This is a genomic window from Hoeflea algicola (assembly GCF_026619415.1).
Taxonomy (GTDB): Bacteria; Pseudomonadota; Alphaproteobacteria; order Rhizobiales; family Rhizobiaceae; genus Hoeflea; species Hoeflea algicola.
In genome coordinates, this window is record NZ_JAOVZR010000001.1 from 2,536,151 (window position 1) to 2,561,620 (window position 25,470).

Genomic DNA, 25,470 nt, shown 5'->3' on the forward strand with positions numbered 1-25,470 from the left:
CTCCGGAAAAGTTAGGGGCTACCCCAGCAAGCAGCCAAGGCCAAAACGCCTTACAGTGCCTTGAGCGAGAACCGGACCGATCCCAGGGACCCGAAATCGGCGATGATACGATCTCCCGGAGCAATCGGCACCGGCACCGTGGAACCACCCGTCGAGACAATATCACCGGCCTTCAGCGTGATGTCTCTCTGGTCGAGCTGATCGCAGAGATCGCGCAAGGCCTCGATCGGATCAGCACGCAATTCACTGGCAAGATTCTGCCCGACGTCGGTGTCATTGATCTGCAGCGAGATCGGATGCAGCAGAAAATCCACATCCTGCCAACCGGCGACTTCGGCGCCGACGACGATCCCAACACCTCCGCCATTGTCGGCTATTGCCGGAAGCGTTCCGCCTTTGAAGGTGCCATTCTTCGGGTATCGATTGCCGATGACTTCGATTGCAGGATGGAAAGCGACGCGGTCTAGCAACGCGTTCCGAGGGAGTTTCGCTGCGCCGGCGGGAAGATCCTGCAGCAGCCTGAGCGCGAACTCCGCTTCGATCCTGGCGCCGCCGAAGATACCGGCATCGAGTAAACCATCGGGTTCGAAGCAGGCGCGTGACTTGAAGAGACGCCCGGCGATGATGCCGTCATGTCCTTCCCGCTTTTGCATTTCGACGCTTGACGCGCCGATCTTCCAGCCTATTGTCAGATCCTCAAGCGCGGCCGCCATCATGTCCTGTACCACATAGGCTTCCGAGCGATTGGCCGGAAAAACCTCGGGAGCGGGCGGATCGATAACATCGCCTTCGTTCCAGGCACGAACCAGGCGGTCGGCCAGCGAACTGAGTACACTTCGTCTGCTGGATGTAATCGTCATTGTGACACCTCTGTGCTTTTGGTAACCGGCTCACACAAGCCTCTGCGTGACCTGCTTAAATGGATGGACGAACCCGGTCTGCTTTCACGAAACGGAGGGAATAGTGCCGTTCAGATAACGTGTTTCCATGCCTTTGATGATGGCCGAGAGCGTATCGAGAGTGGGAGTATGGACGCCAAACTTGCGTCCTGATTCGATTACCGGGCCGTAAATATGATCAATCTCGGTTTTGCGGTGCCGCTCGAGGTCCATGCGGATGGACGACTTGGTGTCGCCGCCACCTTCCCTGCCGGTCAGCATGGCGAGGATCGAGTCTCGATCCTCGATAGTAAGGGCTACTCCGGAAGCTTTGGCCACGGCCATTGCCTCGTCGATGGAGCGCAGGACCACGGTGCGAAAACCGGCATCACTCATAATCTGGTGCTGGGTGAGATCGGTAACGCCCGAAAGCGCGCCCAAACCGATATTGCCCAATAACTTGGTCCACATCTCGCGCCGGATATCGGCACTTGCCGTTACGTTGAGTGCAGATTTCGAGAAAGCAGCCGCAATCTGGTTTGTGCGGTCGGAAACCCCACCGCCCATTTCACCGATATAGGATGGCAGGTGCATATCGTTGTAGCAAAGGATAACCCCTGGCTCGAGCAGCAGCGCACTTGGAACAGCGAGGCCTCCGAGCACATTTTCGGCACCGACAATGTCCGAAATCACCTCTTCATTGCCCAACCCATTTTGAAAGCTGATGGCAACAGCACCACCCTCGTAAAATAAGTGGCGCGCCTTCGAAACTGCCTGCGCAGTTTGCATCCCCTTGCATTGCACCAGCACCACATCGGCGCCCTCGATAACCGAGGCATCGGTGGTTGCAGAAATCTCCACGACTTTTTCGCCCCAGTCTCCTGTCATGCGCAGACCGTTGTCGTTAATTGCTGCGATATGCGCCGCATAGTCATCGACCAGCCAAACATCCAGTCCGCTGGATTTAAGGTGTCCACCGAAAAGGCAGCCCATCGCCCCGGCGCCTAGGACAACGACCCTGGGCTTGTAATCCACCTGCATGTTATACCCCAACCTCATTCACGCTCCGCCGCGAAGCCCAGATTCAACCTGCATTCAGAATCAGGTGACCTGCGGACAGCGCCGCAGGCCGATTTGATTTTGTCAGGAGGGCATCCAGGGTTTGCCGAACACTGGTTCCTTCGGCGTGATCGGCGGCAATTCCCACGAGCCGGTCGAGGGAGGGCGGATGTCTGCATCCACATGCACGTCGATCAAGGCCGGCCTGTTTGACTGCACCGCCTCGCTAAGAATTTGTGCGAAGTCCTGCGAGCGGGTGACCGTATAACCATCGACGCCAGCCGCGCGGGCCCAAGCCGCGAAATCGGGATTATAGGGCTTCTTGTCGGGCCCGGAATAGAAGGCTGTCCCGTATTCACGCCCCTCGAAATAGGCGTATTGCAGGTCACGAATCGCGCCCCATGCAAAATTGTTCCAGACAACCCAGACGACCGGAATATTATATTCCACTGCCGTGCACAGCACGTGCGGAACCATGGTAAAGCCGCCGTCTCCGCAGATTGACACGCAGACCCGATCAGGCGCGGCGAGTTTGGCGCCGAGGATCGAACTGGGGCCGAACCCCATCCCGGAATAGCCCCAGGTGTTGAGCATGCTGCGGGGTCTGCGGGCCTGCCAGAATTGCATGAACCAATTGTGGTGAATACCCGAATCCAGCGAAATGATCGCATCATCGGGCAAGACCGCACGGCAATCGGCGACAATGCGCTCCGGACGGATCGGCGTGCTGTGCATCTCGAACCCGGGCCGGACGAATGTCTCCCACTCGTTGCGCCATTTCGCAATATCATCCCAAAACGTCTTGCGACGTGGTTCGGCAGTTACATTCCTGTGCTCGAGCTCGGCCAGGACCTGCAACAGAAACGCCTTTGCATCGGCAAGAATTCCGAGATCCGGCGGATAGTTGCGGCCGATTTCCGCGTTGTCCACATCAACGTGGATGAGCTTTGTATGCGGGAAATTCCAGGAATAGCCGGGCTTCCATGACGAGGCGGAGCGATCATCAAAGCGCGCACCGATCGCCAACACAAGATCTGAATGCCGCCCGGCCTGATTGGCAGCATAGGCGCCGTTGCGACCGATAAACCCGAGCGATAGCGGGTCTTCCATATCGATGCAGCCCATTCCGTTGGGCGAACTGATGACGGGGATTGAGAGCCATTTAGCCAATTCGCAGAGCTGATCCTGCGCTTCGGAAAGGGCTACGCCGTGACCGATGAAGATCACCGGTCGCTCTGCTGCCAACAACATATCGACCACGCGACCGACATCTTCGGCGCCGGCACCACTACGCCGGCTCAGATACCCGTTCCACGCCGGCTCCTCGACGACATCCGCCGATTCCATGAACAGGTTATAGGGGATATCCAGGTTGACCGGCCCTGGGCGGCCACTGGTCATCGTGGTCGCCGCCTGGCGCATGGCAAGCGGAAGCATCTCCACCCGGCTTGGCTGGAAGGACCGCTTAACGACAGGCTTGATGACGTTGTTGAAATCCGCCTGATGGTTCTGGTTCAGCTCCTGAAACGGACCACGGTTGAACTGCGAGGTCGGGACGTTGGCGGTAATCGACAGGATCGCCGACGAGTCCGTCTGGGCGACGGCCAGTCCCATGATCAGGTTTGCGGAACCGGGACCCGTCGAGGTCAGCGTCGCCGCCGGAACGTGGCTTACGCGGAAATATCCATCTGCCATGTGGACAGCCGTCTGCTCATGGCGTGGAGACACCAGCTTGACGTCATCCTGTACGTCCCTGAGCGAATCCAGCAGGCCAACATTTCCATGACCGCAGATGCCAAATACATACGGAACTTTCTCCTTGACCAGGAATTCCGCGATCAGGTCGCCACCTTTTTTAATCGCCATTAGCTATTTCTCACTCCCATCTCTGGCGGATCCTGGAATGCGACCCGCTGCCCGAAGTTCTGGTTCCTTAAAATACCGATAGGGCTCTGCCGAAGCGACAGTGTTTGCCGCCCCCCCGGCCTCCCGAAACCCTCAGGCATATTCATGCTGCCTGTGGTGATCCGCAGTATTCATTTTCCTCTTTGAATTCTTTTGTATCCTGATGTATCCTTATTGTCAACCAAGTGATCTCGAATGGAGATTCATGGCCTTTTCCGGCCAGATGTAATGTTGACACACGCCCAATGTTCTCCATCGAGGCATTCGATGACATGTTCCCGAAGCCTTCGACCCCGGGCCCACTATTGTGGGTTTCGATATTCCCACAGACAGCCGCCACACCTTGGCATTGCCACCTCCCGCGATGATCTGGTCGCGTCTGTCTCCAAATAATGGCGTTGGATCATGGTGGGTGCGAAGGTGCGCACCTGCGTCTGGCTACAAATTCTGACCCATCCGGGGATCATCGCGAATTCATGTCATGCAGGCGCAGCGTTACGGTTCGGGGTGTCCTTATCATTCTCAATCATTCAGGCCGACCACGGATCTGGCGCTGTATTTTGGCTCGAAACCCAATCGCTCACGCGCGTGCATGAGATCAAATAATGAGGCAAACGGATTGTCTTCATAGAGCATGTGGTCATTGACCGGAGGCAGGTAACCGAGGAAAGATTTGATCCGGTCCAGCTTTGCGAAAGGCTTGTTGCGGGTGCAGTCAGAGCGCCAGGATCTCATATAGGACCATCGTTGCGGGCGCAGTGCTAACAGCGAAGCCAGAGTTCCCGCCTTTACCGCCGCGGGAACCGAGACGCGGCCAATCCATCAGGTTTGGCATCACCCGGTCTCAACCACCTGCAGACTCCGGCCTCATCAATCGACGACGATATAATCAGGATCAAGCAACCGAACACCAAACGATATCGTAAAGCAGCAGATAAAATACACGACCGCCATTGTCAGGTATAACGGGTATGGCGCGACGACTGACGAATTGACCAAAGTAACCGCCCGAAAGAACTCGACCATTCCGATCACGTAAACCAGCGAAGTTGTCTTGAATATGCTGACCAACTGCCCGGCCATTGCCGGAATCATGTTTCGGATCGCTTGCGGAAGTACGATGTACATAAAAATCTGAGCGCCTCCCAATCCGGTCGCCTTTCCTGCCTGGATTTGTTCATTCGAAACCGAATAGACGCCACCTCTGATAACTTCGGCAAGATTGACGCTGGCCAATGCCGTCAAGGCGATGACCGCTGCCCACCAGCTGCTGACATTGAAATTGAAGAAAATTGGTAGCGCCATGTAAGCCCAGAATATGATGAGCAAGTCCGGAATTCCGCGCACCACTTCGATGATGGCAATGCACAACTGCTTTACGCCGATGGGTCCATACATTCGACCGACAGCCAGAGGCACCGCGATCACCATTCCAGCGACAATGGACAAGATTGCAAGAACCCAGGACACGCCCAGTGTACGTGCAAGAAACGGAATGGCGTCATAAACCACCCCCATCTCCAGTCTCGCACCAACCATATTCCGCTAAGTATTGCGGCAAGAATGGATGTGTACCAAATGAACTCGTTTCTGACCTCTTTACTTGAAAGAGCTTCGAGGGTTCTACCTGTTGGCATGATGGAATTTCCTATCCACGATCGACTGCAGAATTGACATCGACACAACGACGACCGCCACGAAACTCAAATAGATGAAAGTCGCACCGACCGCGGATTCAACGGCCCTGAAGGTATCGTTGTTGATAAGATTGATTACATACATGATGTCGTAGACAGCGATAATACTTACAATAGAAGAGTCTTTTACGACTTGAATATATTGTATTGTAAACGGCGGTATCACTGGGCGTATTGCCTGAGGTATAATGATATACCATATTGCCTTGGCGTAACTTATCCCGGTGGATTGAGCCGCTTCCAGCTGGCCCGGCGGAACAGATCTGAAGCCAGCCAGGGTGTAGTCGGATATGTAGGAGCTCTGGTGCAGTACCAATGCACCGAAACCAGCTGCGAGCGCATCAAAATCCAATACGAAATGCAGAAAGAACAGCTTCACCAAAATCGGCGTATTTCGAAATATCTCGGCATAGGCATTGCCTATTCTTCTTATGAAGAATGATGGCATTGCACGCATGCAGCCGGCCAGAACTCCTACCAGCGTAGCGGCGATGATTGAAACAACCGACAGTTCGGCTGTCAGCAACATGCCGTTTAGAAGATCTTCGCGATAGTCCCATAGTATGAACCAATCCATCGCTTACGGAGCAAATGCTCCCCCCTTGCTAACAGACGCCTTTGCATCGTGTTGTGTTTCCTTGCGGAATATCGACGATCCCTGTTCCGGGTCCCGTCCTTCAATGAGAAAGAACCTTGTCGAGGAATGAAACAAGCCGGCTGTCCACCGGGTTTGAAAAGAACGCGTCCGGCTGGTTCTCCTCGATGATCCTGCCTTCGTGCATGAACACAACGCGATCTGCCACCCGTTTGGCAAAACCCATTTCATGGGTCACGACCAGCATGGTCATCCCCGCTTCTGCCAGATTGCCCATAACATCAAGCACTTCGCTGATCATCTCGGGATCAAGGGCCGAAGTGGGTTCGTCGAACAGCATTATCTTCGGCTGCATCGCCAGGGCTCGCGCAATGGCAACGCGTTGCCGCTGACCGCCGGACAATTGCCCGGGATATGCATCCTCTTTCTGATGAATTCCCACTTGGTCGAGAAGCTTTCTGGCCGTTTCTTCAGCCTCAGCCCTGTCGATTTTCTTAACAAGTCTTGGAGCCAGCGTAATGTTATCCAGAACACTGAGATGCGGGTAAAGATTGAACTGCTGAAATACCATCCCGACTTCAGCACGCAGATTGTTAACGTCAATGTTTGCATCGGAGAGATCGCGACCATCAACAATCATCTCGCCAGTGTTGAACGGCGTCAGGGCATTGATACACCTGATAAGGGTGCTCTTGCCGCATCCGCTCGGTCCGCAAATGACAACCACCTCTCCGGAATTGACCGAAAAGTTGATATCTTTGAGCACATGCAAGGCTCCGTAGCTCTTGTTGACTGCGGAAAACTCTATGATGGTATTTTCGGGTTTGGACGGCGCTTCGGTCATTGCTCTCCACCTGCAGTTTTTGCCAGTTGCGCACCGCTGCGCCGACCCTCCGCAAAAGAGGGGCGGCTCAGCAGCTTTCATCTTGCGGTCAATGGACCACTAAACTTGCGCAGACTGGTATACTGCACAAATATTTGAACCTTATTGGATCACCATTTATCGCCTTCTTTGGCGACCTCCATGACCTGCGGCTGGAGCATGCCCTGCTCCCACGGCACAAAGGACGGCTCATAGCCGAAATGCTCGACATAGAGCTCCTGGAACCGGCCTTCGGCATAAAGCCGCTGCTGGCCCCAATTCAGCCAATCGCGCCAGTCGGAATCGTTCTCCCGGACAAACAGCCCGTTTGCATCCTTCTGGAACTCACCACCAATGACGACGTTGGCCGCCTGCTCACCCAGCTTTCCCAGGATGACCTGTGCGGTGTTCAGGGCAATCGGCGCGATGTCGCATTTGCCAGACGCCATTGCCAAGACGATGTCTGGTTCCTCGCGGTAGAGTTTGACATCCGTGTCGGTGCCCATCTCCAGCGCCTTTTCCTTCCAGACATTGCCCCAGATACCGCCCTGCGTAGAGCAGACGACCGCATCGGCATCCTTCAAATAGACATTCGGATCTGTCGGCTGACCTTTCTGGACCAGAATAACCGCGACGTCCCAAGCATAGTGCGGGACGAAGTCGACTTGCTCGTCACGAACCTTGGTCGCCGTCGTGGCGCCGAAATCCGCATCGGTCTTGCATGTCAACAGATTGGGAAATCTGTTTGAACTGGTGGTCTGAATGAACTCGACTTCAACGCCCAGATGCTTGGCGAACTCACGTGCAATATCTGCGCCGAATCCGACAATCTTGCCTGTCGAATCAACAGAGCCGATCGGAGGGAAATCAGGCCGGACACCCGCCCGCAACACGCCGCGCTCCTGGACAATCTGCAATGTGGACTTTCCCGGCTCGCCGCATGTGTCAGCCGAGCTTGCGGTGACCGATGCGAGAAGACCCAGTGTCGACGCCGCCAGGACAGCTCCAATTCTAACCTTAAAACTATGCATTACGTTCCCCCTTTTGGATGTTTAAGGATACAACTGTACACGAACGAGTTCACGAATCAAGGGGGCAGCTATCATCCCCTTAAATTAGCCGGGATTTATGGATGATAAAGCCCCGGTTACGAGCGGCATTATGCTGTCGTATCGAAATTGGCCCACTCGCCGAAGCGCTTCCCGTAGAAGCGTTTGAGCCACTGGCGCCAAAACCGTGCCCATTCCCGCAACGAGTGCCCCGCCACAACAACCTGGATTTGCCGGAAGTGGCGTGATCGCAGATTATCATGGGTATGCGGCGGTTCAGACTGCGGGGAACGGGAGGCGCGCGCTTTACCGGGTCTGGTGTCTGGAGCCAAAGATCATCGCAGACAAGCGAAACCACATGAACCGGCGGTGGGTCGCGGACAAGTGGGCCTACACCGGCCGACGCCGCACCGGAAAATGGAACCTGTGGTGGCGAACGGAAGGAAAGGCCTTCGTAGTGATTGCAGGAAGCGGCTTCCCCTGCGCGCCGTATTGACTGGTGGGGTTTAGAACCTCTGACCTGACATCACGAATGCAGGATGCCAGCCAGTTCCGGAGCTGTTCCCTCTTCTCGGATGACCGTGGCAAACCGACTACCATGGCCAACGATCTCATCCGCGTTTAGTTGAGCGGGTCCCAAAACCACCAGTCACGGCTGGTGATCCAATCGCTGACATCCTTGCGGAATTGCAGATAATGCGGCGCTACGCGGTGGATTTCGAGCGCCTCTTCGTCAAGATAGTGCTCGACAAGCAAGAAGCAGGTCGGCTCCTCGCGCGCCTGGTGGATAGCGAATTTCTGACATCCTTCCTCTGCATTCAGCGTAATTTCCGCATGTTTTTGCAGGCGCGACTTGAATTGCTCAACGGCATCTGGGCGGCAACGAAGATGTGCAGTGTGGACAAGCATATGGCTCTCTCAGGTTTGGTCGTGACAATTTTCTATTGTATTTAACTGTATCCAATTGCATATATCAAATGAAATTTGCCTTCGCGTGTGAGCGGCGTCATCGCTAGCTGGTGAGAACCGGCGGTTGGCAAGCTTCGTCGCGATCAATAGCATTACCTGGAGGAACTTGAGATGGAATTGGCATTGAACGGCAGGACTGCCTTGGTAACAGGAGCCAGCAAAGGAATTGGGCTGGCCACAACCCGGCTCCTGGCTCAGGAAGGTTGCAAAGTCATCATGGTGGCTCGGAACCTGGATATGCTCAACGCCAGCGCACGCGAGATTGCGACTGAAACCGGAGCAATGATCGAAGTTGCATCGCATGACACTGGGAACCCAGACACCCCGTCTGCCCTTGCCTGCGCTTTTCCGGACGTGGATATCCTGGTCAACAATTCAGGCGGCGTTCCGCCTGGAAGCCTTGCAGAGCTCTCCCTGAGCGACATCGAGGCCGGATGGCAGCCAAAAGTATTTGGCTATCTTGGCATGATCCAGGCTTTTTACCCCCTGATGAAACAGCGTTGCTCGGGGGCAATTGTCAATGTGATTGGCATGTCTGGCGAGCGCGTGAATGCGAAGGCGATCGCGCTGTCAGGCGCGAATGCGGCATTGGTGGCGATGACGCGGGCGCTCGGTGCGGAAAGCCCGGCTCACGGGGTACGCATCGTTGGCGTCAACCCCGGTGTCACCGCGACTGAACGGGCTCGACTGCTGTGGAAGAAGCAGGCCGCGGACGAGTTCGGCGACGAATCGCGCTGGGCAGAACTGGTTGAAGGATTGCCGTTCGGAAGAGCGGCAGAACCCGGCGACATTGCAAACGTCATCGCCTTTCTTGCATCATCGCGCGCCGGCTATATCAGCGGCAGCGTTATCAATGTTGATGGCGGATCAGGCGCGCGTCCATAGTGCGACTGCTATACGGCACATCAATATCGGCGTGAAAAGCGCCTTCAAGCCATCAATCAAGAGTGGCAGATGTCGCCAGTGAATTCATGATCAATTTGAGCCGGTTGCGCTGGGCCGAGCGGATATGATTGGACATCGCCGCATAGGCCGCATCGCCATCACGATCGCGAATAGCCTGCACCAGATTCCGGTGCTGCTCGAGCGCCTCGCTACGGCGCCCGTCGACGGCAAGTGTGGTTCCGCCCAGAAGGATCATCGCATTGTACAATGCGGCAATGCTCTCGATCAGGTAGCGATTGTGCGCCGATTTGTGCAACGTCGTATGAAACGTACGGTTGGCGCGTGCGGCAGCAACATGGTCGCCTTCAGGGACACTCTCTTCCAACTCGAGAATATCAGCCAGAAAATCGATGTCCGGCTCCGTCGCTTGCTGTGCGGCCAGTCGCGCAGCGTTGCATTCGAGAATTTCACGCATGGCATAGAGTTCGACGACTTCCTGGTAGTCGAGTTGCCGCACGATCATGCCCTGACGCGGCGATTGCGCAAACAATCCTTCCGATTCCAGGCGTTGTATCGCTGCACGGATGGGAGTCCGGCTTACCGAGAGCCAGTTCGCCAATTGCGTTTCGGTCACCCGCTGTCCAGGCTGCAATGTCCCATCACTGATCGCTTCGCGAATATGCTGGTATGCATTCTCCGCCAGAGCGTCGCCGCGTATCGGTGCATCGACTGTTTCAGAGCCCATCGACTTGTCATTTTTCCGTACCAAAGCGGCCTCGCAAAATTCTTCGCATTCAGTTGTATCCAAGCCCTTGTAGTCCGGCTCACTTAAGGTGACAAGGCATCCATCGCCTATTTCACGCCCTGACACGCTAGCCGTATCCTGTATGGCACCCAGTCACGATCCCTATCCCGCATGAACCGGACAAAGCCAATCTTGTCTGGTCCGGAAAATCTGATCCCGGGCACCGGCTCCACATCCTAATCTCGACACGGCGACATGTCCAAAAAAGTACTGTTAGCCAAAAGTCGGAGCGCCATCAGGCTGGGTAACGTGCTGCAAGCCGCGAGATGTTATTTTTCGATCTGTGTTGACACGTTTCAATTTGCCGGCCGGCGTCCGAAAGCCGCGGCGCTGCATATCTCAGATTATTGAAGAGAACCGCACCTAGCCGCACGGGCTCAACGTCTTCAGCCGGAATCCCCGCCGGGTAGTTCATCTTCGAGCACCCCAACTCATACTCATATGCAATGGCCTGATGGTTGCCGCAGCGAAATTCGCCGATGCGTTCAGGAAGGCAACCGATACCCCGCTCGCCGGATTGCCGGTCACCGGCCAGCAAACTGAACAGATCCAGCACCAGGCCGAGCCGAGCCGAGCCAACCTTGTGGCCAGTATTTCCGGTGGCAACTCAAACGGAGAGACAAACTCTACCGCCGTGAAACTATCGGCGGCGGCGGCAGCAAACCGGTCTAGGAATGGCAATTCGGTATAAAGAAAAGACAGATTCGCTGAAAATCCAAGCAAAAGCAGATCTCCCGTCTTCCAAGCATGGCACGGTCAGACGCCTCATCCCAAGTGCCCGAGAGAACGGGCGCATTTTAAAGCTCAAACGTGACAAGCTTCTCATGGGTCATCTCACGCATGGCGTAGGCCGGCCCTTCACGACCGAGACCGCTGTCCTTGACGCCACCATAGGGCATCAGATCCACCCGCGCGCTTGATGTATTGTTGATATGCACATTACCGACGTCGAGGCGCTCGGCCGCCTTGAAAGCCGCGTCGATCCGGGTCGTGAACAAGCCGCTCGCCAAACCGTAAGGCGTAGCGTTGACGATGGATATCGCCTCATCCAGCGTGTTGAAAGGCGCCACCGACACCACCGGCGCAAACATCTCCCGGCATCGCACGTCTGCGGTCGGATCCGCCCCGACGAGCAAGGTCGGCTGCAGCACACTTCTGTCACGCTTGCCACCGCGAACCACCTGCGCACCCTGCCTGACCGCATTGTCGATGCGTTGCTGGGCTTTTTCTGCAGCCGCAAGCGAGATCATCGGCCCGGTCAGCACACCTTCTGCCGAAGGGTCTCCGTAGACCGCGTTTCCGGTTGCTTCGGCCAGCCGCTCGGTCATCTCGGCAAGAATGGACTTGTCGGCGAGAACGGTCTGCACCGAGGTACATACCTGCCCTGCCTTGCGAAAGGCGCCACTGCATATTTTGGCGATTGCATCATCCAGGTTTGCGTCTGCCGCAACGATGGTGAACGCGATCGACCCGAGTTCCAATTGGGTTTTGCGCAATCCGGCCGCAGCATGGACATCCCTGCCAACCTCGGTCGAACCGGTGAATGTAAAGAAGGCGATATCGGGGTTTGACAACAACGCCCGGCCGACATTGCGTGTTCCCTGCAGCAATGCACAAAGATCTCCCGGCCATCCTGCCTTCAGCAACAGCGAAATGATAAGCGCACCGCAAAGCGGTGTCTGCGATGACGGCTTGAGAATGATCGGGTTCCCCGCCGCAATTGCCGGCGCCACCTTGTGGGCAACCGTGTTCAACGGCGAGTTGAATGGCGTGATTGCCGCCACCGGCCCGATCGGCATCCGTCGCAAATAGCCGAAACGCCTGGCGGAGCCCGGCGCGCCGCTCATCGGGATGGTTTCGTTGGCATCGAATCTTCTTGCCTCTTCGCCCGACAGCCGGAAGGTCTCGATGCATCGCGACACCTCGGCGCGCGCATCAGACTTTGTAAATCCGGTTTCTGCTTCATAGGTCGCTTCGAAAAGCGCGCGTTCGTCCGACAAGATGTCAGCGGCCCGACGCAGGATCTCGCTTCGCTCATAGGGGTTCGGCACCCCTTTGCCAAACGCGTCGCGGCAATGGGCAATTGCCGCGGCAACCTGTTCCTGATCGGCTTCAAACACCGTGGCAATGCTGTCGCCGCTGAATTTGTTCAAGACATCAAAGGTCGACTTCGACGTCTGCCAACCATTTTTCAGAAATAGGCGAGATTCGAATTGATCATTCATTCTGGAGACCCTGTTTATCCACGGAACATATCGGCAAGAACTACTTTGCTGCGCGGCATGCCGCATCAAAGGCACGCAATGCATCTTCAATATCGTGCTGTGTGTGGGCCTCGCAAAGCTGACGGCGGGTACACGGCAACACCAGAACGCCATTCCTGACGAGATCGACGTCAAAATTTCTCGTCTTGGCTATGTCACCACTTGCATATTCTGCGTAATTGCTAGGGTCGGAATCCGAAAACAAGATTTGCCAGACCGATGCATCACCAAGGATCTTCGCTGGAATTGCGTGCTTGGCGATAATCTGGCGGAATTCCGTACGCAGCTCTTCACCTCGCGCATTGAGGCGATCGTAAAAACCGGGCTTCCGCAATTCCTTAAGCGTCGCAAGAGCGGCAGCACAGGCGACGGGGTTTGCATAAAACGTACCCTCGACGAAGGCATAGGGCTCCTTGCCTCGTCTCGAGACTGTGCAGACATCCATCACATCGGCACGACCGGCAACGGCCCCCAGCGGAAAACCACCACCGATAATCTTGCCGTAGGTTGCCAGGTCCGGCGTGACGCCAAAATATTCCTGACCACCGCCGTAAGCGAGACGGAAACCGGTGACGATCTCGTCGAAAATCAACAGCACGCCATGGCTGTTTGCCAAGGCCCGCAGTCCCTCCAGGAAGCCAGGCTTGGGCGCAATGCTTCGCTGCATCGGCTCGACAATAATGGCGGCAAGATCGCTCTTGTGTTCCTCAATGATGGTTCTGGCTGCCTCAAGGTCATTGTACGGGGCAACCAGAACGCTCTCACCCACATTCGGCGGAATTCCGTCCGTATCGGGACGGCCTGCCGGAAAATTGGACGTGGTGAATGGCGTTGTGCTTTGGAGGGCATAGTCATGGTTGCCGTGATAGCCACCCTCGAACTTCAGGATCTTGCCGCGCTGCGTGAACGCCCGGGCGATCCGCATTGCATAGAACGTCGCTTCAGATCCGGTGGTCGTGTAAACCAGCTTCTCGGCACACGGAATTGCGTCGATAAGCTCCTGGCTGAGATCGACCGCCGGGCTGCTTATCAGTTGCGCGAAATGGGTCCCCTTTGTCACTTGGTCAACAACGGCGGCTTGCACCGCCGCGTTCGCATGGCCAAGGATCAGCGCCCCAGCGCCAACGATGAAATCGACATAGGAATTGCCGCTTTCATCATAAACCCGCGCGCCCTCGGCCCGGGCCGTGATGAAACGGGTCCCTTCCGCAAGGTTCGACGCCGAAATGCCCGCGCCGGGCAGCAGGCGCTCGACCAGAGAAAGGCGCTCGGCCTCCGTCGCCGACAACGTCCCATGACGACCAGCGTCCGTTTTGCCAGATGATTCCACCATTTTGGGCCTCCACAATCTTCAATCTCACCGCGCGACGGCTTGCATGGCTATCAAGTGGATAGCCGTAGTGCCTCGCTCGCATTACCAATATATTCATTTGTACACGGGTGGATACCATCGGTCAACACACAGTTTATGCCCGCTACCGACAGTATTTATCGATCGTCATTTCGACGTCATGCCGTTGGAGCAGAGTTTTGTTGCGACGGTTAACGGCAAGTGCGAATTGGCCTAGTCCAAAACCGGTTATGCGGCGAGAATTGCGAGTTGCTCGGGCAGCTGCGCATTCCGGAGTATCCGGCCGGCCATTCCGATAACATCCGGCCACCTAAACCGGGGTATCCGGCCACCCTTATATAGCGGCTGCGAGGCCTGATGATTTGGTTATCAGGATTGGATGCTTTCGTCACCTGTTCCGAGTTTGGTTTTCCTCATGCTCTGGCCGTCGAGTTCGACGCGATAGGCGTTGTGTACGAGGCGATCGAGAATGGCATCGGCGAAGGTGGGTTCCCCGATCACGTCATGCCAGGTGTCGATGGGCAATTGGCTTGTGATCAAGGTTGATCCAACCTCGTATCTGTCCTCGACTATTTCCATAAGGTCACGACGCTGACTGGCATTGAGGCGATCCGGTCCCCAGTCGTCCAGGATTAGCAGTTGAGTTTTGGTAAGGGCCTTGAACAGACGCGGAAAGCGTCCGTCACCATGGGCCAGTTCCAATTCATCAAAGAGACGTGGCATGCGCTTGTACAGCACAGTGATACCGTCTCGGCAGGCGGCTTGCGCCAGAGCGCAGGCCAACCATGTTTTGCCAACGCCGCAGGGGCCAGTGATCATCAGGTTGCGCTTGTCCTTGATCCAGCGCCCGGTCAGCATCTGCTGGAACATGGCTTTGTCGAGGCCGCGCCGCGACTTGTAATCCACGTCCTCCGGCGAGGCACCGACGTGGCGCAGTTTTGCTGTACGCATGCGGCTTTCAAATCGCCTCGTCTCACGACTGGCGGTCTCTCGATCAATGAGCAGCCCAAGCCATTCAGCGTGGCTAAGCCCGGCTGTGCCGTCCTGTTTTTGCATCTCGGCAAAGGCTTCTGCCATGCCGTCGAGCCTGAGTGTTTTGAGCTGATCCAGCGTTGGGTGATCAAGCATTCTCTATCCTCTTCAATGGAAGTAATCCGCACCACGGATATTGGGGTGAGTGATCGCAGGGCCGTCCGTGGTGGGTTCGCGGCGCTGACGGTCCAAACCATTCTTCAGAATGGAATGCAGGGATGTGTAGGAGTGGGCGTTGATCTCAAGCGCACGCAAACAGGCGGCATCCAGGCGCTCCCGCCCGAAGGTCTTGGCCAGCCGTAAAACACCGAGGCACGTTCTGTATCCTTGTTCGGGATGTTTGCGCTGGCGCATGATCACATCGACAAAGACCTCAACATTTGGGCCGATGCGCACAGCTTGCCCGCGGATACGCTGTGGCGTCCAATCCTCGCGGAAGCGATGATGGGCGGGCATGTGATCGCGGATCGTGGAGTGCTGGCGATTGCCCGAGGTTCTGGCGTGAGAGGCAACGCGTTGCCCATTAAAGTATACCTCTACGGTGCGTGCGGTGATCCTTGCCCATAGTTTTTGCTTCAGCAACTGATGCGGCACCGAGTAATAATGGCGGCCAATATCGACATGGTAATCGAGGCCCGCGCGGCACTGCTTCCATTCGGCATAAACATAGGCCTCCATAGACAAGGGCTTCAGAGCGGGCCGATCCAGGCGTTCAAACAGATCGCGGCGGCTTGCACCAAGATGGCGACTGACTTTGCCGTTGAGCTGATCCAGCAATGGCCGGATGGCAGCGTTCACCTCATCAAGGCCAAAAAAGTGCTGGTTGCGCAGCCGCGCCAAAATCCAGCGCTCGGCCAGCAAAACAGCGCCTTCCACCTTTGCCTTGTCTTTCGGCTTTCCAGGCCGCGCCGGAACGATGGCGGTATCGTAATGTGCCGCCATATCACCATAGGTGCGATTGATCTCAGGATCATAAAAACAGGCCTTGGTGACGCCTGCCTTGAGATTGTCTGGAACCAGCTGCGCAGGCACGCCACCGAAGAACTCAAAGGCACGCACATGGCTGGATACCCAGTCCGGCAGGCCCTGTGTCCAGCTGGCTTCGACATAGGTGTAATTGGACGCTCCCAGCGTCGCGACAAAGATTTGTGCGGTGCGCACCTCTCCCGTTTTGGGGCAGACAACATCAACTGTCGGGCCCGCGTAATCGACAAACAGCCGCTCGCCTGCAGGATGACGCTGACGCATCACCGGAGACAGCTTGCCTTCCCAGCGGGTGTAGAGCTCACAGTATCGGCTATAGCCGTATCCATCGTGATGAACCCCGCGATACTCCTCCCACAGCAGCGACAGCGTCACGCCCTTGCGCCGCAACTCGGCATGCACATGCGCCCAGACAGGCTGAGGAACCGCGCGACGGACATCGCCGGGGCAAACGGGAAACAGGCGGTTCTCAAGGTCGGCGTCCGACAGATCAGCAGACAGAGGCCAGCTCAAACCTTCCAGATCAGCGCGCCGAAAATATTCCGAAATCGTCGCACGGGCCACGCACAGGCTTTGCGCCACCTGGCGGCCTGAAAATCCATCCGCCCGAAGCCGCAGGGCTTCCCTTATCTTCCGCATAGGCAATCTCTTCATAAAGGGCTCTCTCCATCCAAAGGAACGGAACAGTAGCCCTGTTACAGATCGCCTCGCAGCAGCCTAAACTGGGTTGAAATGGGGGTGGCCGGATGCCCCGGAATCCCCGGCCGGATCAAATCGGAATGGGTGGCCGGATGCTATCGGAATCAGTGGCCGGATCGTCCCGGAATACGCAGGCAGCAGCTTCTTGAGTTTGGAGTTCTCGGCCTCCAGCGCCTTCAGCTTCTTGGCGTCCGACCCTTCCATGCCGCCAAACTTCGCACGTCACTTGTCGAAGGCCGTATCGCTGACGTCATGGCTCCTTCGCACCCAGCCCCGGCTGATGCGCCTCCAGAATGCCCCCTCTTAGCCGCTTGCTGCGCAATTGCCTGCCGGGCGAGGACAAGCGGCTTCTTAGCGCAACTATTGTGAACGCAAAAAACGCCCGTGAGGGCGTCGATTTGGGACAATTCGTCATGATTTTGGTTGCGAGGGCGTGATTGCACAGTGACTTGTAATTCTGCAGCGCCGAACGATTGAAACACCCCCTGAAATGCCCGCATGGTTCCAACAAAAACGCCAGATGCCACCAACGCCGCAAGGCAGGTCCAATCACAACATATCAAACATCGAACGCAAAAGCCCTTCGCTTTCCCGATCCGTCAAGTCGCTTGCGTAGCGCAGGCTGCTCCGGCCATGGTTCCGTCGGTGAAGGATGCCCAGGCCATTCGATCCCTCCAAATTTGTCGCAAAACACAAAGAATCTGATTGCCGCCCTTCACTCAACCTTACAGGCAGTCTCAACCGTTCTTGGACAGGCACTTACAGCGCCGCGCATCCAATTGGATGCGCGGCGCTGTAACTCTTCGAACTGATGCATATACGTTATCGTTCAAATGAATCCATTTTGGCGCGACCTGCCTTAGGTCAGCAATGCGAGGATTTCTCGTGCGGCGGCGGCGGATGAGGCCGGGTTTTGGCCGGTCACCAGTTTGCCGTCGCGCAACACGAAACTCGTCCAATCGTCGCCCTTTTCGTAGGTGCCGCCGTTGGCTTTCAACATGTCTTCAACCAAAAAGGGCACGATCTTGGTCAGGCCCACGGCTTCCTCTTCGGTATTGGTAAAGCCGGTCACGCGGCGACCTGAAACCAGCGGCTTCCCGTCCGTGCCCAGTGTGTGGCGGAACACGGCGGGGGCGTGGCAGACCGCCCCGACAGGGCGATCAGCGGCGGCAAAGGCCTCAATCAGGCGTTTGCTGTCTGCGTCTTCGGCCAGATCCCACAGGGGGCCGTGTCCACCAGGATAGAAGATCGCGTCAAAGCCATCTTCGGTCACATCGGACAGCTTCAGTGTGCCCGCAAGCTGCTTTTGCGCCTCGGCATCACCCTTGAACCGGCGGGTGTCGTCGGTCTGCGCGCCGTCATCATCGCTGGACGGATCAATCGGCGGCTGGCCCCCTTTGGGCGAGGCCAGCGTGATGTCGACCCCTGCATCTTTGAAGACGTAGTAGGGTGCTGCAAACTCTTCCAGCCAGAAGCCGGTTTTCTTGCCGGTGTCGCCCAGTTGATCGTGCGATGTCAGTACCATCAGAATTTTCATGGTATGTCCTATCAGTTCTGGCCAACGCGGATCACGCGCTTGCCGAAGTTTTCGCCTTTGAGAAGACCGATGAAGGCGTCGGGGGCGTTCTCCAGCCCGTCGATGATCTCTTCGCGGTACTTGATCTTGCCGCCTTCGATCCAGGCGCTCATTTCCTTGGCGAATTCCGGATAGAGATGGCCGAAATCGTCAAAGATGATAAAGCCCTGTACCTTGATCTTTTTGCGCAGGATTTGCCCCATTAGCCAGTTCATCCGATCCGGCCCATCGGGCAGCTTGGTGGCATTATATTGCGATACCAGCCCGCAAACCGGCATCCGTGCATTGGGGTTCAGAAGCGGAATTACCGCGTCCAGCACCTTTCCCCCGACATTTTCGAAATAGACATCGATACCGTCTGGGCTGGCCTTGGCGAGCTGCTCGGCAAAGTCATCCGCCTTGTGATCGATGCAGGCGTCAAAGCCCAGTTCATTGACCGCATAGGCGCATTTTTCCGCTCCGCCCGCGATACCTACAACGCGGCAGCCGAGCAGTTTTCCAATCTGGCCGACAGTGGCGCCGACAGGGCCGGTCGCGGCGGCCACAGCAATGGTCTCTCCGGGTAGTGGTGCGCCGATTCGCGTCAGGCCGGCCCAGGCAGTAAAGCCCGGCATGCCCATGATGCCAAGCGCCCAAGACGGATGCGCAGGTGATTTGCCGAGATTGGTGACCCCCGAGCCATCCGAAAGGGCATAGTCCTGCCAACCGTTGAAGCTGAGCACCCAGTCACCCGGCGCGAAGCCCTCGACTTTCGAGGTGACGACCTGCGCAACAGTCCCGCCAACCATCACATCGCCGATTTCGACCGGTGCAGCGTAGGACGGAGCATCGCTCATCCGGCCCCGCATATAGGGGTCAAGCGACAGGAATTCAGTCTGCAAGAGCATATGATCGGCACCTGCGGAAGGGATAGCTGCCTCGACAAGTTTCAAGGTGTCCTTCGTTGGCTCGCCTTTGGGGCGTTGTGCCAACACAAGTTGACGGTTGATGGTTTCGGTCTGTGTCATGTCCATTTTCTCCTACAAAGCGGTTTCAAGAATGCGGCGGGCATCGTCGGGGGCAATGGCGCTATGTTCGCCAAGCGCAGTCATGTCGTGATCTTGCAAGGCAGCGACGATGCGATCAATTTCAGGCGCGGCAATGTCGTAATCGCCGAGACGGGTTTTAATGCCCATCTTCTCAAAGAATTCACGTGTCGCTGCGATCACGGCATCAATCCGTGCGTCATCCGAACCGTCGCGGATTTCCCAGACATTGGCAGCATATTGCAGCAGTTTCTCGCGTTTGGGGCCACGCTGGTCGTTCATCAGCGCGGGCAACACGACCGCAAGGGTGCGGGCGTGGTCGGTATCGTTGAGCGCGGTAATCTCGTGCCCGATCATATGGCTCGCCCAGTCCTGCGGCACACCGGCACCAATCAGACCATTCAGGGCCAGCGTCGCTGTCCACATCAGGTTGGCACGAATGTCGTAGTCATTCGGGGTTTCAAGCGCCTTCGGCCCAAGCTCAATCAAAGTGCGCAGCAGGGTTTCAGCGAAACCGTCCTGAACCCGCGCAGCGGACGGATAGGTCAGATACTGTTCGATGACATGAACAAAGGCGTCAGCCACGCCGTTGGCGATCTGACGCGGGGGTAAGGTGTAGGTGAGCTCTGGATCGAGAATCGAGAACACCGGATAGGTGACGGCGCTCATAAACGGCAGTTTCGCGCCCTTCTCAGGGTTGGTGATCACGGAACCCGAGTTCATCTCCGACCCGGTTGCAGGCAAGGTCAGCACCGTGCCGAAAGGCATTGCCCGTTTTACAACAGATCCGCGCGAGGTCAGAATGTCCCAGGCATCGCCGTCATACAGCGTGGCTGCTGCGATGAATTTGGTGGCGTCGATCACCGACCCGCCGCCCACGGCAAGCAAGAAGGTGATGTCATTATTGGCGATCACCTCAACCGCCTTTAACGCCGTCGCGTAACGCGGGTTTGGTTCGATCCCACCGAATTCGACTATAGTGCGGCTCTTAAGTGCTGCGCGCACCTGTGCCAGAACGCCGGTGCGTTCCGCGCTGCCACCACCATAGAGGATCAGCACCTTTGCGTCCGCGGGAACCTGATCCTTCAGGTCCGCGATGCGGCCCTTGCCAAACAGGATATGTGTTGGATTGCGAAAGTCGAAATTCTTCATTTCTCAGTTTCCTTGAGTTTCAATGGGCAGGCGGATGTCGATGCTTCCGCGGGCGTTGGAGTAAGAGCCAAGCTGACGTGTCACCTCGATCAGACGCTGTGCGCCGTCGCGGGTCATGCTCGGACCGTAAGTAGCGAAGTCGAGATCAGGCCCGTAACCGCCCTCTGCGCGTCGGCTGATCCCCATTTCGATCGAAATTTTTGCCCCAATCGTATCAAGCGTGGGCTGCGTTGTGGTCAGGTCCATAGGGCTGTCAAAACAGGCTGCAGAACAGACGCGAACAGCTGTTCGAGGTTTAAACCGGTCTTTCCGCTGTCCGGGCGGATCGAAAAGCGGCCGTGGTTTAGGCTGAGGTTCTTGAGCGTCCGCCCGTTGCCGGTGCGGCGGTCGTGTCGAAAATCTTCATGGTCTATCCATTCATTATTAGACCGCTCGGCAAGACCGCGGACAAATTATTGCGGCACCTCAAAGGCGAGGAATAAGCTCCTGCGTGGCGCGCATTGCGGATTTAAGCGACGCATCATCATGCGACAGGCTAGCAACGAGACTAGCCCCGAGCCACATATGATAGATCGTTTCCGCCATGGCACTGGGATCGCCAAGCGGGCCAATCGTGCCATCTGCGACGCCCTCCTCTAGAGTATTGGCCAGATGCTCAACAATGCCGATGACGCCTTGCTGTAAAATCCTGCTCATTGTTGGGGACAGGTCAGCCACCTCAGCTGACAATCTAACCACCAGACAACGGTCTTCGGGATTGGGGCTTACCTGATTGCGGTGCCAATCTTCGAAATAGGCAAGGAACCGCGTCCTCGCATCCATCTCCGGTTGCCTGAGCGAACTGCCTAGCCGCGCGTTGTATTCTTGGATGAAGTCATCCAACACGGCGCATCCGTAGGCTTCTTTCGACGGAAAGTAGTGATAAAACGAACCTTTCGGAACGCCAGCCTCCTTTAGCAAATCACTGAGGCCAACACCTGTGTAGCCCCGCTTGGCCGTAAGGCGGCGGCCTGTGGACAATATCAGTGAACGGGTATCTTTTTGCGGTTCCATGCAGTGCATATAGGTCAATTAGACCGGTCGTCTAGGGGCGAAAATATTTATTCGAGGAGGCCACCCGGCCATACTCTGGTAACATGAGCCTCACCTAATCTCCTCAATCGACGAAAAGGTGACGAAGGTCCGGGCGGCCGTGGCGGGCAATCGCCAAATTAAGGAAGCCCTTTGCAGCCGACAGGTCACAGTGTGCGTATTCCGGGACGATCCGGCCACTGATTCCGATAGCATCCGGCCACCCATTCCGATTTGATCCGGCCGGGGATTCCGGGGCATCCGGCCACCCCCATTTCAACCCAGTTTAGGCTGCTGCGAGGCGATCTGTAACAGGGCTACTGTTCCGTTCCTTTGGATGGAGAGAGCCCTTTATGAAGAGATTGCCTATGCGGAAGATAAGGGAAGCCCTGCGGCTTCGGGCGGATGGATTTTCAGGCCGCCAGGTGGCGCAAAGCCTGTGCGTGGCCCGTGCGACGATTTCGGAATATTTTCGGCGCGCTGATCTGGAAGGTTTGAGCTGGCCTCTGTCTGCTGATCTGTCGGACGCCGACCTTGAGAACCGCCTGTTTCCCGTTTGCCCCGGCGATGTCCGTCGCGCGGTTCCTCAGCCTGTCTGGGCGCATGTGCATGCCGAGTTGCGGCGCAAGGGCGTGACGCTGTCGCTGCTGTGGGAGGAGTATCGCGGGGTTCATCACGATGGATACGGCTATAGCCGATACTGTGAGCTCTACACCCGCTGGGAAGGCAAGCTGTCTCCGGTGATGCGTCAGCGTCATCCTGCAGGCGAGCGGCTGTTTGTCGATTACGCGGGCCCGACAGTTGATGTTGTCTGCCCCAAAACGGGAGAGGTGCGCACCGCACAAATCTTTGTCGCGACGCTGGGAGCGTCCAATTACACCTATGTCGAAGCCAGCTGGACACAGGGCCTGCCGGACTGGGTATCCAGCCATGTGCGTGCCTTTGAGTTCTTCGGTGGCGTGCCTGCGCAGCTGGTTCCAGACAATCTCAAGGCAGGCGTCACCAAGGCCTGTTTTTATGATCCTGAGATCAATCGCACCTATGGTGATATGGCGGCACATTACGATACCGCCATCGTTCCGGCGCGGCCTGGAAAGCCGAAAGACAAGGCAAAGGTGGAAGGCGCTGTTTTGCTGGCCGAGCGCTGGATTTTGGCGCGGCTGCGCAACCAGCACTTTTTTGGCCTTGATGAGGTGAACGCTGCCATCCGGCCATTGCTGGATCAGCTCAACGGCAAAGTCAGTCGCCATCTTGGTGCAAGCCGCCGCGATCTGTTTGAACGCCTGGATCGGCCCGCTCTGAAGCCCTTGTCTATGGAGGCCTATGTTTATGCCGAATGGAAGCAGTGCCGCGCGGGCCTCGATTACCATGTCGATATTGGCCGCCATTATTACTCGGTGCCGCATCAGTTGCTGAAGCAAAAACTATGGGCAAGGATCACCGCACGCACCGTAGAGGTATACTTTAATGGGCAACGCGTTGCCTCTCACGCCAGAACCTCGGGCAATCGCCAGCACTCCACGATCCGCGATCACATGCCCGCCCATCATCGCTTCCGCGAGGATTGGACGCCACAGCGTATCCGCGGGCAAGCTGTGCGCATCGGCCCAAATGTTGAGGTCTTTGTCGATGTGATCATGCGCCAGCGCAAACATCCCGAACAAGGATACAGAACGTGCCTCGGTGTTTTACGGCTGGCCAAGACCTTCGGGCGGGAGCGCCTGGATGCCGCCTGTTTGCGTGCGCTTGAGATCAACGCCCACTCCTACACATCCCTGCATTCCATTCTGAAGAATGGTTTGGACCGTCAGCGCCGCGAACCCACCACGGACGGCCCTGCGATCACTCACCCCAATATCCGTGGTGCGGATTACTTCCATTGAAGAGGATAGAGAATGCTTGATCACCCAACGCTGGATCAGCTCAAAACACTCAGGCTCGACGGCATGGCAGAAGCCTTTGCCGAGATGCAAAAACAGGACGGCACAGCCGGGCTTAGCCACGCTGAATGGCTTGGGCTGCTCATTGATCGAGAGACCGCCAGTCGTGAGACGAGGCGATTTGAAAGCCGCATGCGTACAGCAAAACTGCGCCACGTCGGTGCCTCGCCGGAGGACGTGGATTACAAGTCGCGGCGCGGCCTCGACAAAGCCATGTTCCAGCAGATGCTGACCGGGCGCTGGATCAAGGACAAGCGCAACCTGATGATCACTGGCCCCTGCGGCGTTGGCAAAACATGGTTGGCCTGCGCTCTGGCGCAAGCCGCCTGCCGAGACGGTATCACTGTGCTGTACAAGCGCATGCCACGTCTCTTTGATGAATTGGAACTGGCCCATGGTGACGGACGCTTTCCGCGTCTGTTCAAGGCCCTTACCAAAACTCAACTGCTAATCCTGGACGACTGGGGACCGGATCGCCTCAATGCCAGTCAGCGTCGTGACCTTATGGAAATAGTCGAGGACAGATACGAGGTTGGATCAACCTTGATCACAAGCCAATTGCCCATCGACACCTGGCATGACGTGATCGGGGAACCCACCTTCGCCGATGCCATTCTCGATCGCCTCGTACACAACGCCTATCGCGTCGAACTCGACGGCCAGAGCATGAGGAAAACCAAACTCGGAACAGGTGACGAAAGCATCCAATCCTGATAACCAAATCATCAGGCCTCGCAGCCGCTATATAAGGGTGGCCGGATACCCCGGTTTAGGTGGCCGGATGTTATCGGAATGGCCGGCCGGATACTCCGGAATGCGCAGTGGCTGAAATAGTCTCCGCGCGGTGGCCTTGCCCCCAGCTTTTATCCAGCGTTGAGTTCGTTTCCGGCGTTATTTTTGCCTTGACAGACGGTTGATGCGACCGGCGATGGCGCGTAGCGTTCGATTTTGCGCAACGCCAGTTCCTGGAGCGGGTTGAAGGTGGTGACCAACTCGTCTGGTGTTTGCCATCCGAGTTGTGAGTGCGGTCGACTGTCACTGTAGTCGAGCCGCCATTTGATGAGGCTCGCCCGAGCAAGGGGCAATGATGAGAACAAGACCTAGCAGAGCAGTTCGTCTTTGAGAGTCCGATTCAAAAGTTTTCCAATTATGGAAGTACCTTGCCAGGTGCCGCATTAGGATGAGGATATGGGCTATGAGGGTCCATGCTGTTGAACGCTGGATGGATTTCTCTCAGCCCTTCGCCAACCTGCGGGACTTTTCCGGCCATGCGAAGGTACGTTCGACACCCCAGCGGCGCGGAAGCACCTTGAAGCCCTTGTGGTCGTCGCAACGCCTGACAACCTCGATGATCGGTCTCCATTGCCCATCAGCAATAGGCCCAGCGGTGTGCAATTTGGGTATAGTAGTATTCAAAACCGATTGTTAGCGCCACGCCGACACCCAGATAAACCAACAATGGGAGTGTCTTGGGTGACATCAACCAAGCACGCGACCGAGCCGAAATGCTGGCCATCCAGAAGGCGACCAACGCAAATCCGACATCACCGAATGTCGCCGAGGTGCATAGTTTAACCCCCTCCCAGTGAGGCACTTCCGGCGCTTCGCAACGAACGGATTTCGGATGTCCGCAGGCGAGCATTCGTACTGATCAATATCGTCGAGCCACCCC

Annotated in this window: 23 protein-coding genes and 2 pseudogenes; 3 read left to right on the top strand and 22 right to left on the bottom strand. The window is 56.7% G+C overall.

Going from position 1 to position 25,470, the window contains the following annotated elements; genetic code table 11:
* Positions 1-50: 50 nt before the first annotated feature.
* From OEG84_RS12440 to OEG84_RS25520, 8 genes are all read right to left on the bottom strand, one after another.
* Entirely contained in the window at positions 51-860 is an 810-nt protein-coding gene (locus OEG84_RS12440; protein WP_267654065.1) for a 2-keto-4-pentenoate hydratase, read from the bottom strand.
* Between the two features lie 84 nt (positions 861-944).
* On the bottom strand, positions 945-1,919 hold the full coding sequence (locus tag OEG84_RS12445; RefSeq protein ID WP_267654066.1) for a ketopantoate reductase family protein: 975 nt from the start codon (positions 1,917-1,919) through the stop codon (positions 945-947).
* A 102-nt stretch (positions 1,920-2,021) separates the two neighbouring features.
* Positions 2,022-3,803 (bottom strand): thiamine pyrophosphate-binding protein, encoded by a 1,782-nt coding sequence (locus OEG84_RS12450; protein ID WP_267654067.1) that lies wholly within the window; start codon positions 3,801-3,803, stop codon positions 2,022-2,024.
* A gap of 909 nt (positions 3,804-4,712) precedes the next feature.
* Entirely contained in the window at positions 4,713-5,354 is a 642-nt protein-coding gene (locus tag OEG84_RS12455; RefSeq protein WP_267654068.1) for an amino acid ABC transporter permease, read from the bottom strand.
* Positions 5,355-5,465: 111 nt separating this feature from the next.
* On the bottom strand, positions 5,466-6,116 hold the full coding sequence (locus OEG84_RS12460; protein WP_267654069.1) for an amino acid ABC transporter permease: 651 nt from the start codon (positions 6,114-6,116) through the stop codon (positions 5,466-5,468).
* Between the two features lie 100 nt (positions 6,117-6,216).
* Positions 6,217-6,978 (bottom strand): amino acid ABC transporter ATP-binding protein, encoded by a 762-nt coding sequence (locus OEG84_RS12465; RefSeq protein WP_324288197.1) that lies wholly within the window; start codon positions 6,976-6,978, stop codon positions 6,217-6,219.
* Between the two features lie 149 nt (positions 6,979-7,127).
* Positions 7,128-8,027, bottom strand: a complete 900-nt coding sequence (locus OEG84_RS12470; protein ID WP_267654070.1) for a substrate-binding periplasmic protein — start codon at positions 8,025-8,027, stop codon at positions 7,128-7,130.
* 639 nt (positions 8,028-8,666) lie between these two features.
* The gene (locus tag OEG84_RS25520; protein ID WP_425602847.1) at positions 8,667-8,954 is read right to left on the bottom strand and encodes a putative quinol monooxygenase; all 288 of its coding nucleotides are present in this window, start codon (positions 8,952-8,954) and stop codon (positions 8,667-8,669) included.
* Between the two features lie 177 nt (positions 8,955-9,131).
* Between OEG84_RS25520 and OEG84_RS12480 the strand changes: the two genes are divergently transcribed.
* Positions 9,132-9,899 (top strand): short-chain dehydrogenase/reductase, encoded by a 768-nt coding sequence (locus OEG84_RS12480; RefSeq protein ID WP_267654072.1) that lies wholly within the window; start codon positions 9,132-9,134, stop codon positions 9,897-9,899.
* 52 nt (positions 9,900-9,951) lie between these two features.
* Here the strand turns inward: OEG84_RS12480 and OEG84_RS12485 are convergent, their stop codons facing one another.
* The 12 genes and pseudogenes from OEG84_RS12485 to OEG84_RS12540 all read right to left on the bottom strand — a co-directional run bounded on the left by OEG84_RS12485 (position 9,952) and on the right by OEG84_RS12540 (position 21,840).
* A complete protein-coding gene (locus tag OEG84_RS12485) occupies positions 9,952-10,644 on the bottom strand; it encodes a GntR family transcriptional regulator (RefSeq protein WP_267654073.1) in 693 nt (230 codons plus the stop codon).
* A gap of 295 nt (positions 10,645-10,939) precedes the next feature.
* Positions 10,940-11,260 (bottom strand): hypothetical protein, encoded by a 321-nt coding sequence (locus OEG84_RS12490; RefSeq protein ID WP_267654074.1) that lies wholly within the window; start codon positions 11,258-11,260, stop codon positions 10,940-10,942.
* Between the two features lie 241 nt (positions 11,261-11,501).
* On the bottom strand, positions 11,502-13,082 hold the full coding sequence (locus tag OEG84_RS12495) for an aldehyde dehydrogenase family protein (protein WP_324288198.1): 1,581 nt from the start codon (positions 13,080-13,082) through the stop codon (positions 11,502-11,504).
* A complete protein-coding gene (locus OEG84_RS12500) occupies positions 12,970-14,301 on the bottom strand; it encodes an aspartate aminotransferase family protein (RefSeq protein ID WP_267654076.1) in 1,332 nt (443 codons plus the stop codon). The genes OEG84_RS12495 and OEG84_RS12500 overlap by 113 nt, the downstream gene beginning before the upstream one ends.
* A 387-nt stretch (positions 14,302-14,688) precedes the next feature.
* Positions 14,689-15,447 (bottom strand): IS21-like element helper ATPase IstB, encoded by a 759-nt coding sequence (gene istB, locus OEG84_RS12505; RefSeq protein ID WP_267652424.1) that lies wholly within the window; start codon positions 15,445-15,447, stop codon positions 14,689-14,691.
* 12 nt (positions 15,448-15,459) lie between these two features.
* Positions 15,460-16,989, bottom strand: a complete 1,530-nt coding sequence (gene istA, locus OEG84_RS12510; RefSeq protein WP_267652423.1) for an IS21 family transposase — start codon at positions 16,987-16,989, stop codon at positions 15,460-15,462.
* A 180-nt stretch (positions 16,990-17,169) separates the two neighbouring features.
* Positions 17,170-17,356 (bottom strand): annotated as a pseudogene (locus OEG84_RS12515) (transposase); the annotation flags it as partial.
* Positions 17,357-17,893: 537 nt separating this feature from the next.
* Complete coding sequence (locus OEG84_RS12520; protein ID WP_267654077.1) at positions 17,894-18,571, bottom strand: type 1 glutamine amidotransferase domain-containing protein; 678 nt, start codon at positions 18,569-18,571, stop codon at positions 17,894-17,896.
* 11 nt (positions 18,572-18,582) lie between these two features.
* On the bottom strand, positions 18,583-19,617 hold the full coding sequence (locus OEG84_RS12525) for an NADP-dependent oxidoreductase (RefSeq protein ID WP_267654078.1): 1,035 nt from the start codon (positions 19,615-19,617) through the stop codon (positions 18,583-18,585).
* A 12-nt stretch (positions 19,618-19,629) separates the two neighbouring features.
* Positions 19,630-20,787 carry an iron-containing alcohol dehydrogenase gene (locus tag OEG84_RS12530; RefSeq protein ID WP_267654079.1) on the bottom strand — a complete coding sequence of 386 codons (1,158 nt, stop codon included), beginning with the start codon at positions 20,785-20,787 and terminating at the stop codon, positions 19,630-19,632.
* 3 nt (positions 20,788-20,790) lie between these two features.
* A complete protein-coding gene (locus OEG84_RS12535; RefSeq protein ID WP_267654080.1) occupies positions 20,791-21,033 on the bottom strand; it encodes a hypothetical protein in 243 nt (80 codons plus the stop codon).
* 219 nt (positions 21,034-21,252) lie between these two features.
* A complete protein-coding gene (locus OEG84_RS12540) occupies positions 21,253-21,840 on the bottom strand; it encodes a TetR/AcrR family transcriptional regulator (protein ID WP_267654081.1) in 588 nt (195 codons plus the stop codon).
* Between the two features lie 371 nt (positions 21,841-22,211).
* Between OEG84_RS12540 and istA (OEG84_RS12545) the strand changes: the two genes are divergently transcribed.
* The gene (istA, locus tag OEG84_RS12545) at positions 22,212-23,741 is read left to right on the top strand and encodes an IS21 family transposase (RefSeq protein WP_267652423.1); all 1,530 of its coding nucleotides are present in this window, start codon (positions 22,212-22,214) and stop codon (positions 23,739-23,741) included.
* Positions 23,742-23,753: 12 nt separating this feature from the next.
* On the top strand, positions 23,754-24,512 hold the full coding sequence (istB, locus tag OEG84_RS12550; protein WP_267652424.1) for an IS21-like element helper ATPase IstB: 759 nt from the start codon (positions 23,754-23,756) through the stop codon (positions 24,510-24,512).
* Between the two features lie 149 nt (positions 24,513-24,661).
* On the opposite strand, the gene OEG84_RS25525 is transcribed toward istB (OEG84_RS12550), so the two are convergent.
* Together OEG84_RS25525 and OEG84_RS25530 are read right to left on the bottom strand one after the other, a co-directional pair.
* Positions 24,662-24,895, bottom strand: a complete 234-nt coding sequence (locus tag OEG84_RS25525) for an integrase core domain-containing protein (protein WP_425602848.1) — start codon at positions 24,893-24,895, stop codon at positions 24,662-24,664.
* A 58-nt stretch (positions 24,896-24,953) separates the two neighbouring features.
* A pseudogene (locus OEG84_RS25530) lies at positions 24,954-25,166 on the bottom strand (transposase); the annotation flags it as partial.
* Positions 25,167-25,470: the final 304 nt, after the last annotated feature.

What these genes read in the sequence shown, in the direction of transcription:
- OEG84_RS12440 (WP_267654065.1), bottom strand. Translation starts at nt 860, where the DNA reads ATGACGATTACATCCAGCAGACGAAGTGTACTCAGTTCGCTGGCCGAC.
- OEG84_RS12445 (WP_267654066.1), bottom strand. Translation starts at nt 1,919, where the DNA reads ATGCAGGTGGATTACAAGCCCAGGGTCGTTGTCCTAGGCGCCGGGGCG.
- OEG84_RS12450 (WP_267654067.1), bottom strand. Translation starts at nt 3,803, where the DNA reads ATGGCGATTAAAAAAGGTGGCGACCTGATCGCGGAATTCCTGGTCAAG.
- OEG84_RS12460 (WP_267654069.1), bottom strand. Translation starts at nt 6,116, where the DNA reads ATGGATTGGTTCATACTATGGGACTATCGCGAAGATCTTCTAAACGGC.
- OEG84_RS12465 (WP_324288197.1), bottom strand. Translation starts at nt 6,978, where the DNA reads ATGACCGAAGCGCCGTCCAAACCCGAAAATACCATCATAGAGTTTTCC.
- OEG84_RS12470 (WP_267654070.1), bottom strand. Translation starts at nt 8,027, where the DNA reads ATGCATAGTTTTAAGGTTAGAATTGGAGCTGTCCTGGCGGCGTCGACA.
- OEG84_RS25520 (WP_425602847.1), bottom strand. Translation starts at nt 8,954, where the DNA reads ATGCTTGTCCACACTGCACATCTTCGTTGCCGCCCAGATGCCGTTGAG.
- OEG84_RS12485 (WP_267654073.1), bottom strand. Translation starts at nt 10,644, where the DNA reads ATGGGCTCTGAAACAGTCGATGCACCGATACGCGGCGACGCTCTGGCG.
- OEG84_RS12495 (WP_324288198.1), bottom strand. Translation starts at nt 13,082, where the DNA reads ATGGCGTTCTGGTGTTGCCGTGTACCCGCCGTCAGCTTTGCGAGGCCC.
- OEG84_RS12500 (WP_267654076.1), bottom strand. Translation starts at nt 14,301, where the DNA reads ATGGTGGAATCATCTGGCAAAACGGACGCTGGTCGTCATGGGACGTTG.
- istB (WP_267652424.1), bottom strand. Translation starts at nt 15,447, where the DNA reads ATGCTTGATCACCCAACGCTGGATCAGCTCAAAACACTCAGGCTCGAC.
- istA (WP_267652423.1), bottom strand. Translation starts at nt 16,989, where the DNA reads ATGAAGAGATTGCCTATGCGGAAGATAAGGGAAGCCCTGCGGCTTCGG.
- OEG84_RS12520 (WP_267654077.1), bottom strand. Translation starts at nt 18,571, where the DNA reads ATGAAAATTCTGATGGTACTGACATCGCACGATCAACTGGGCGACACC.
- OEG84_RS12525 (WP_267654078.1), bottom strand. Translation starts at nt 19,617, where the DNA reads ATGACACAGACCGAAACCATCAACCGTCAACTTGTGTTGGCACAACGC.
- OEG84_RS12530 (WP_267654079.1), bottom strand. Translation starts at nt 20,787, where the DNA reads ATGAAGAATTTCGACTTTCGCAATCCAACACATATCCTGTTTGGCAAG.
- OEG84_RS12535 (WP_267654080.1), bottom strand. Translation starts at nt 21,033, where the DNA reads ATGGACCTGACCACAACGCAGCCCACGCTTGATACGATTGGGGCAAAA.
- OEG84_RS12540 (WP_267654081.1), bottom strand. Translation starts at nt 21,840, where the DNA reads ATGGAACCGCAAAAAGATACCCGTTCACTGATATTGTCCACAGGCCGC.
- istA (WP_267652423.1), top strand. Translation starts at nt 22,212, where the DNA reads ATGAAGAGATTGCCTATGCGGAAGATAAGGGAAGCCCTGCGGCTTCGG.
- istB (WP_267652424.1), top strand. Translation starts at nt 23,754, where the DNA reads ATGCTTGATCACCCAACGCTGGATCAGCTCAAAACACTCAGGCTCGAC.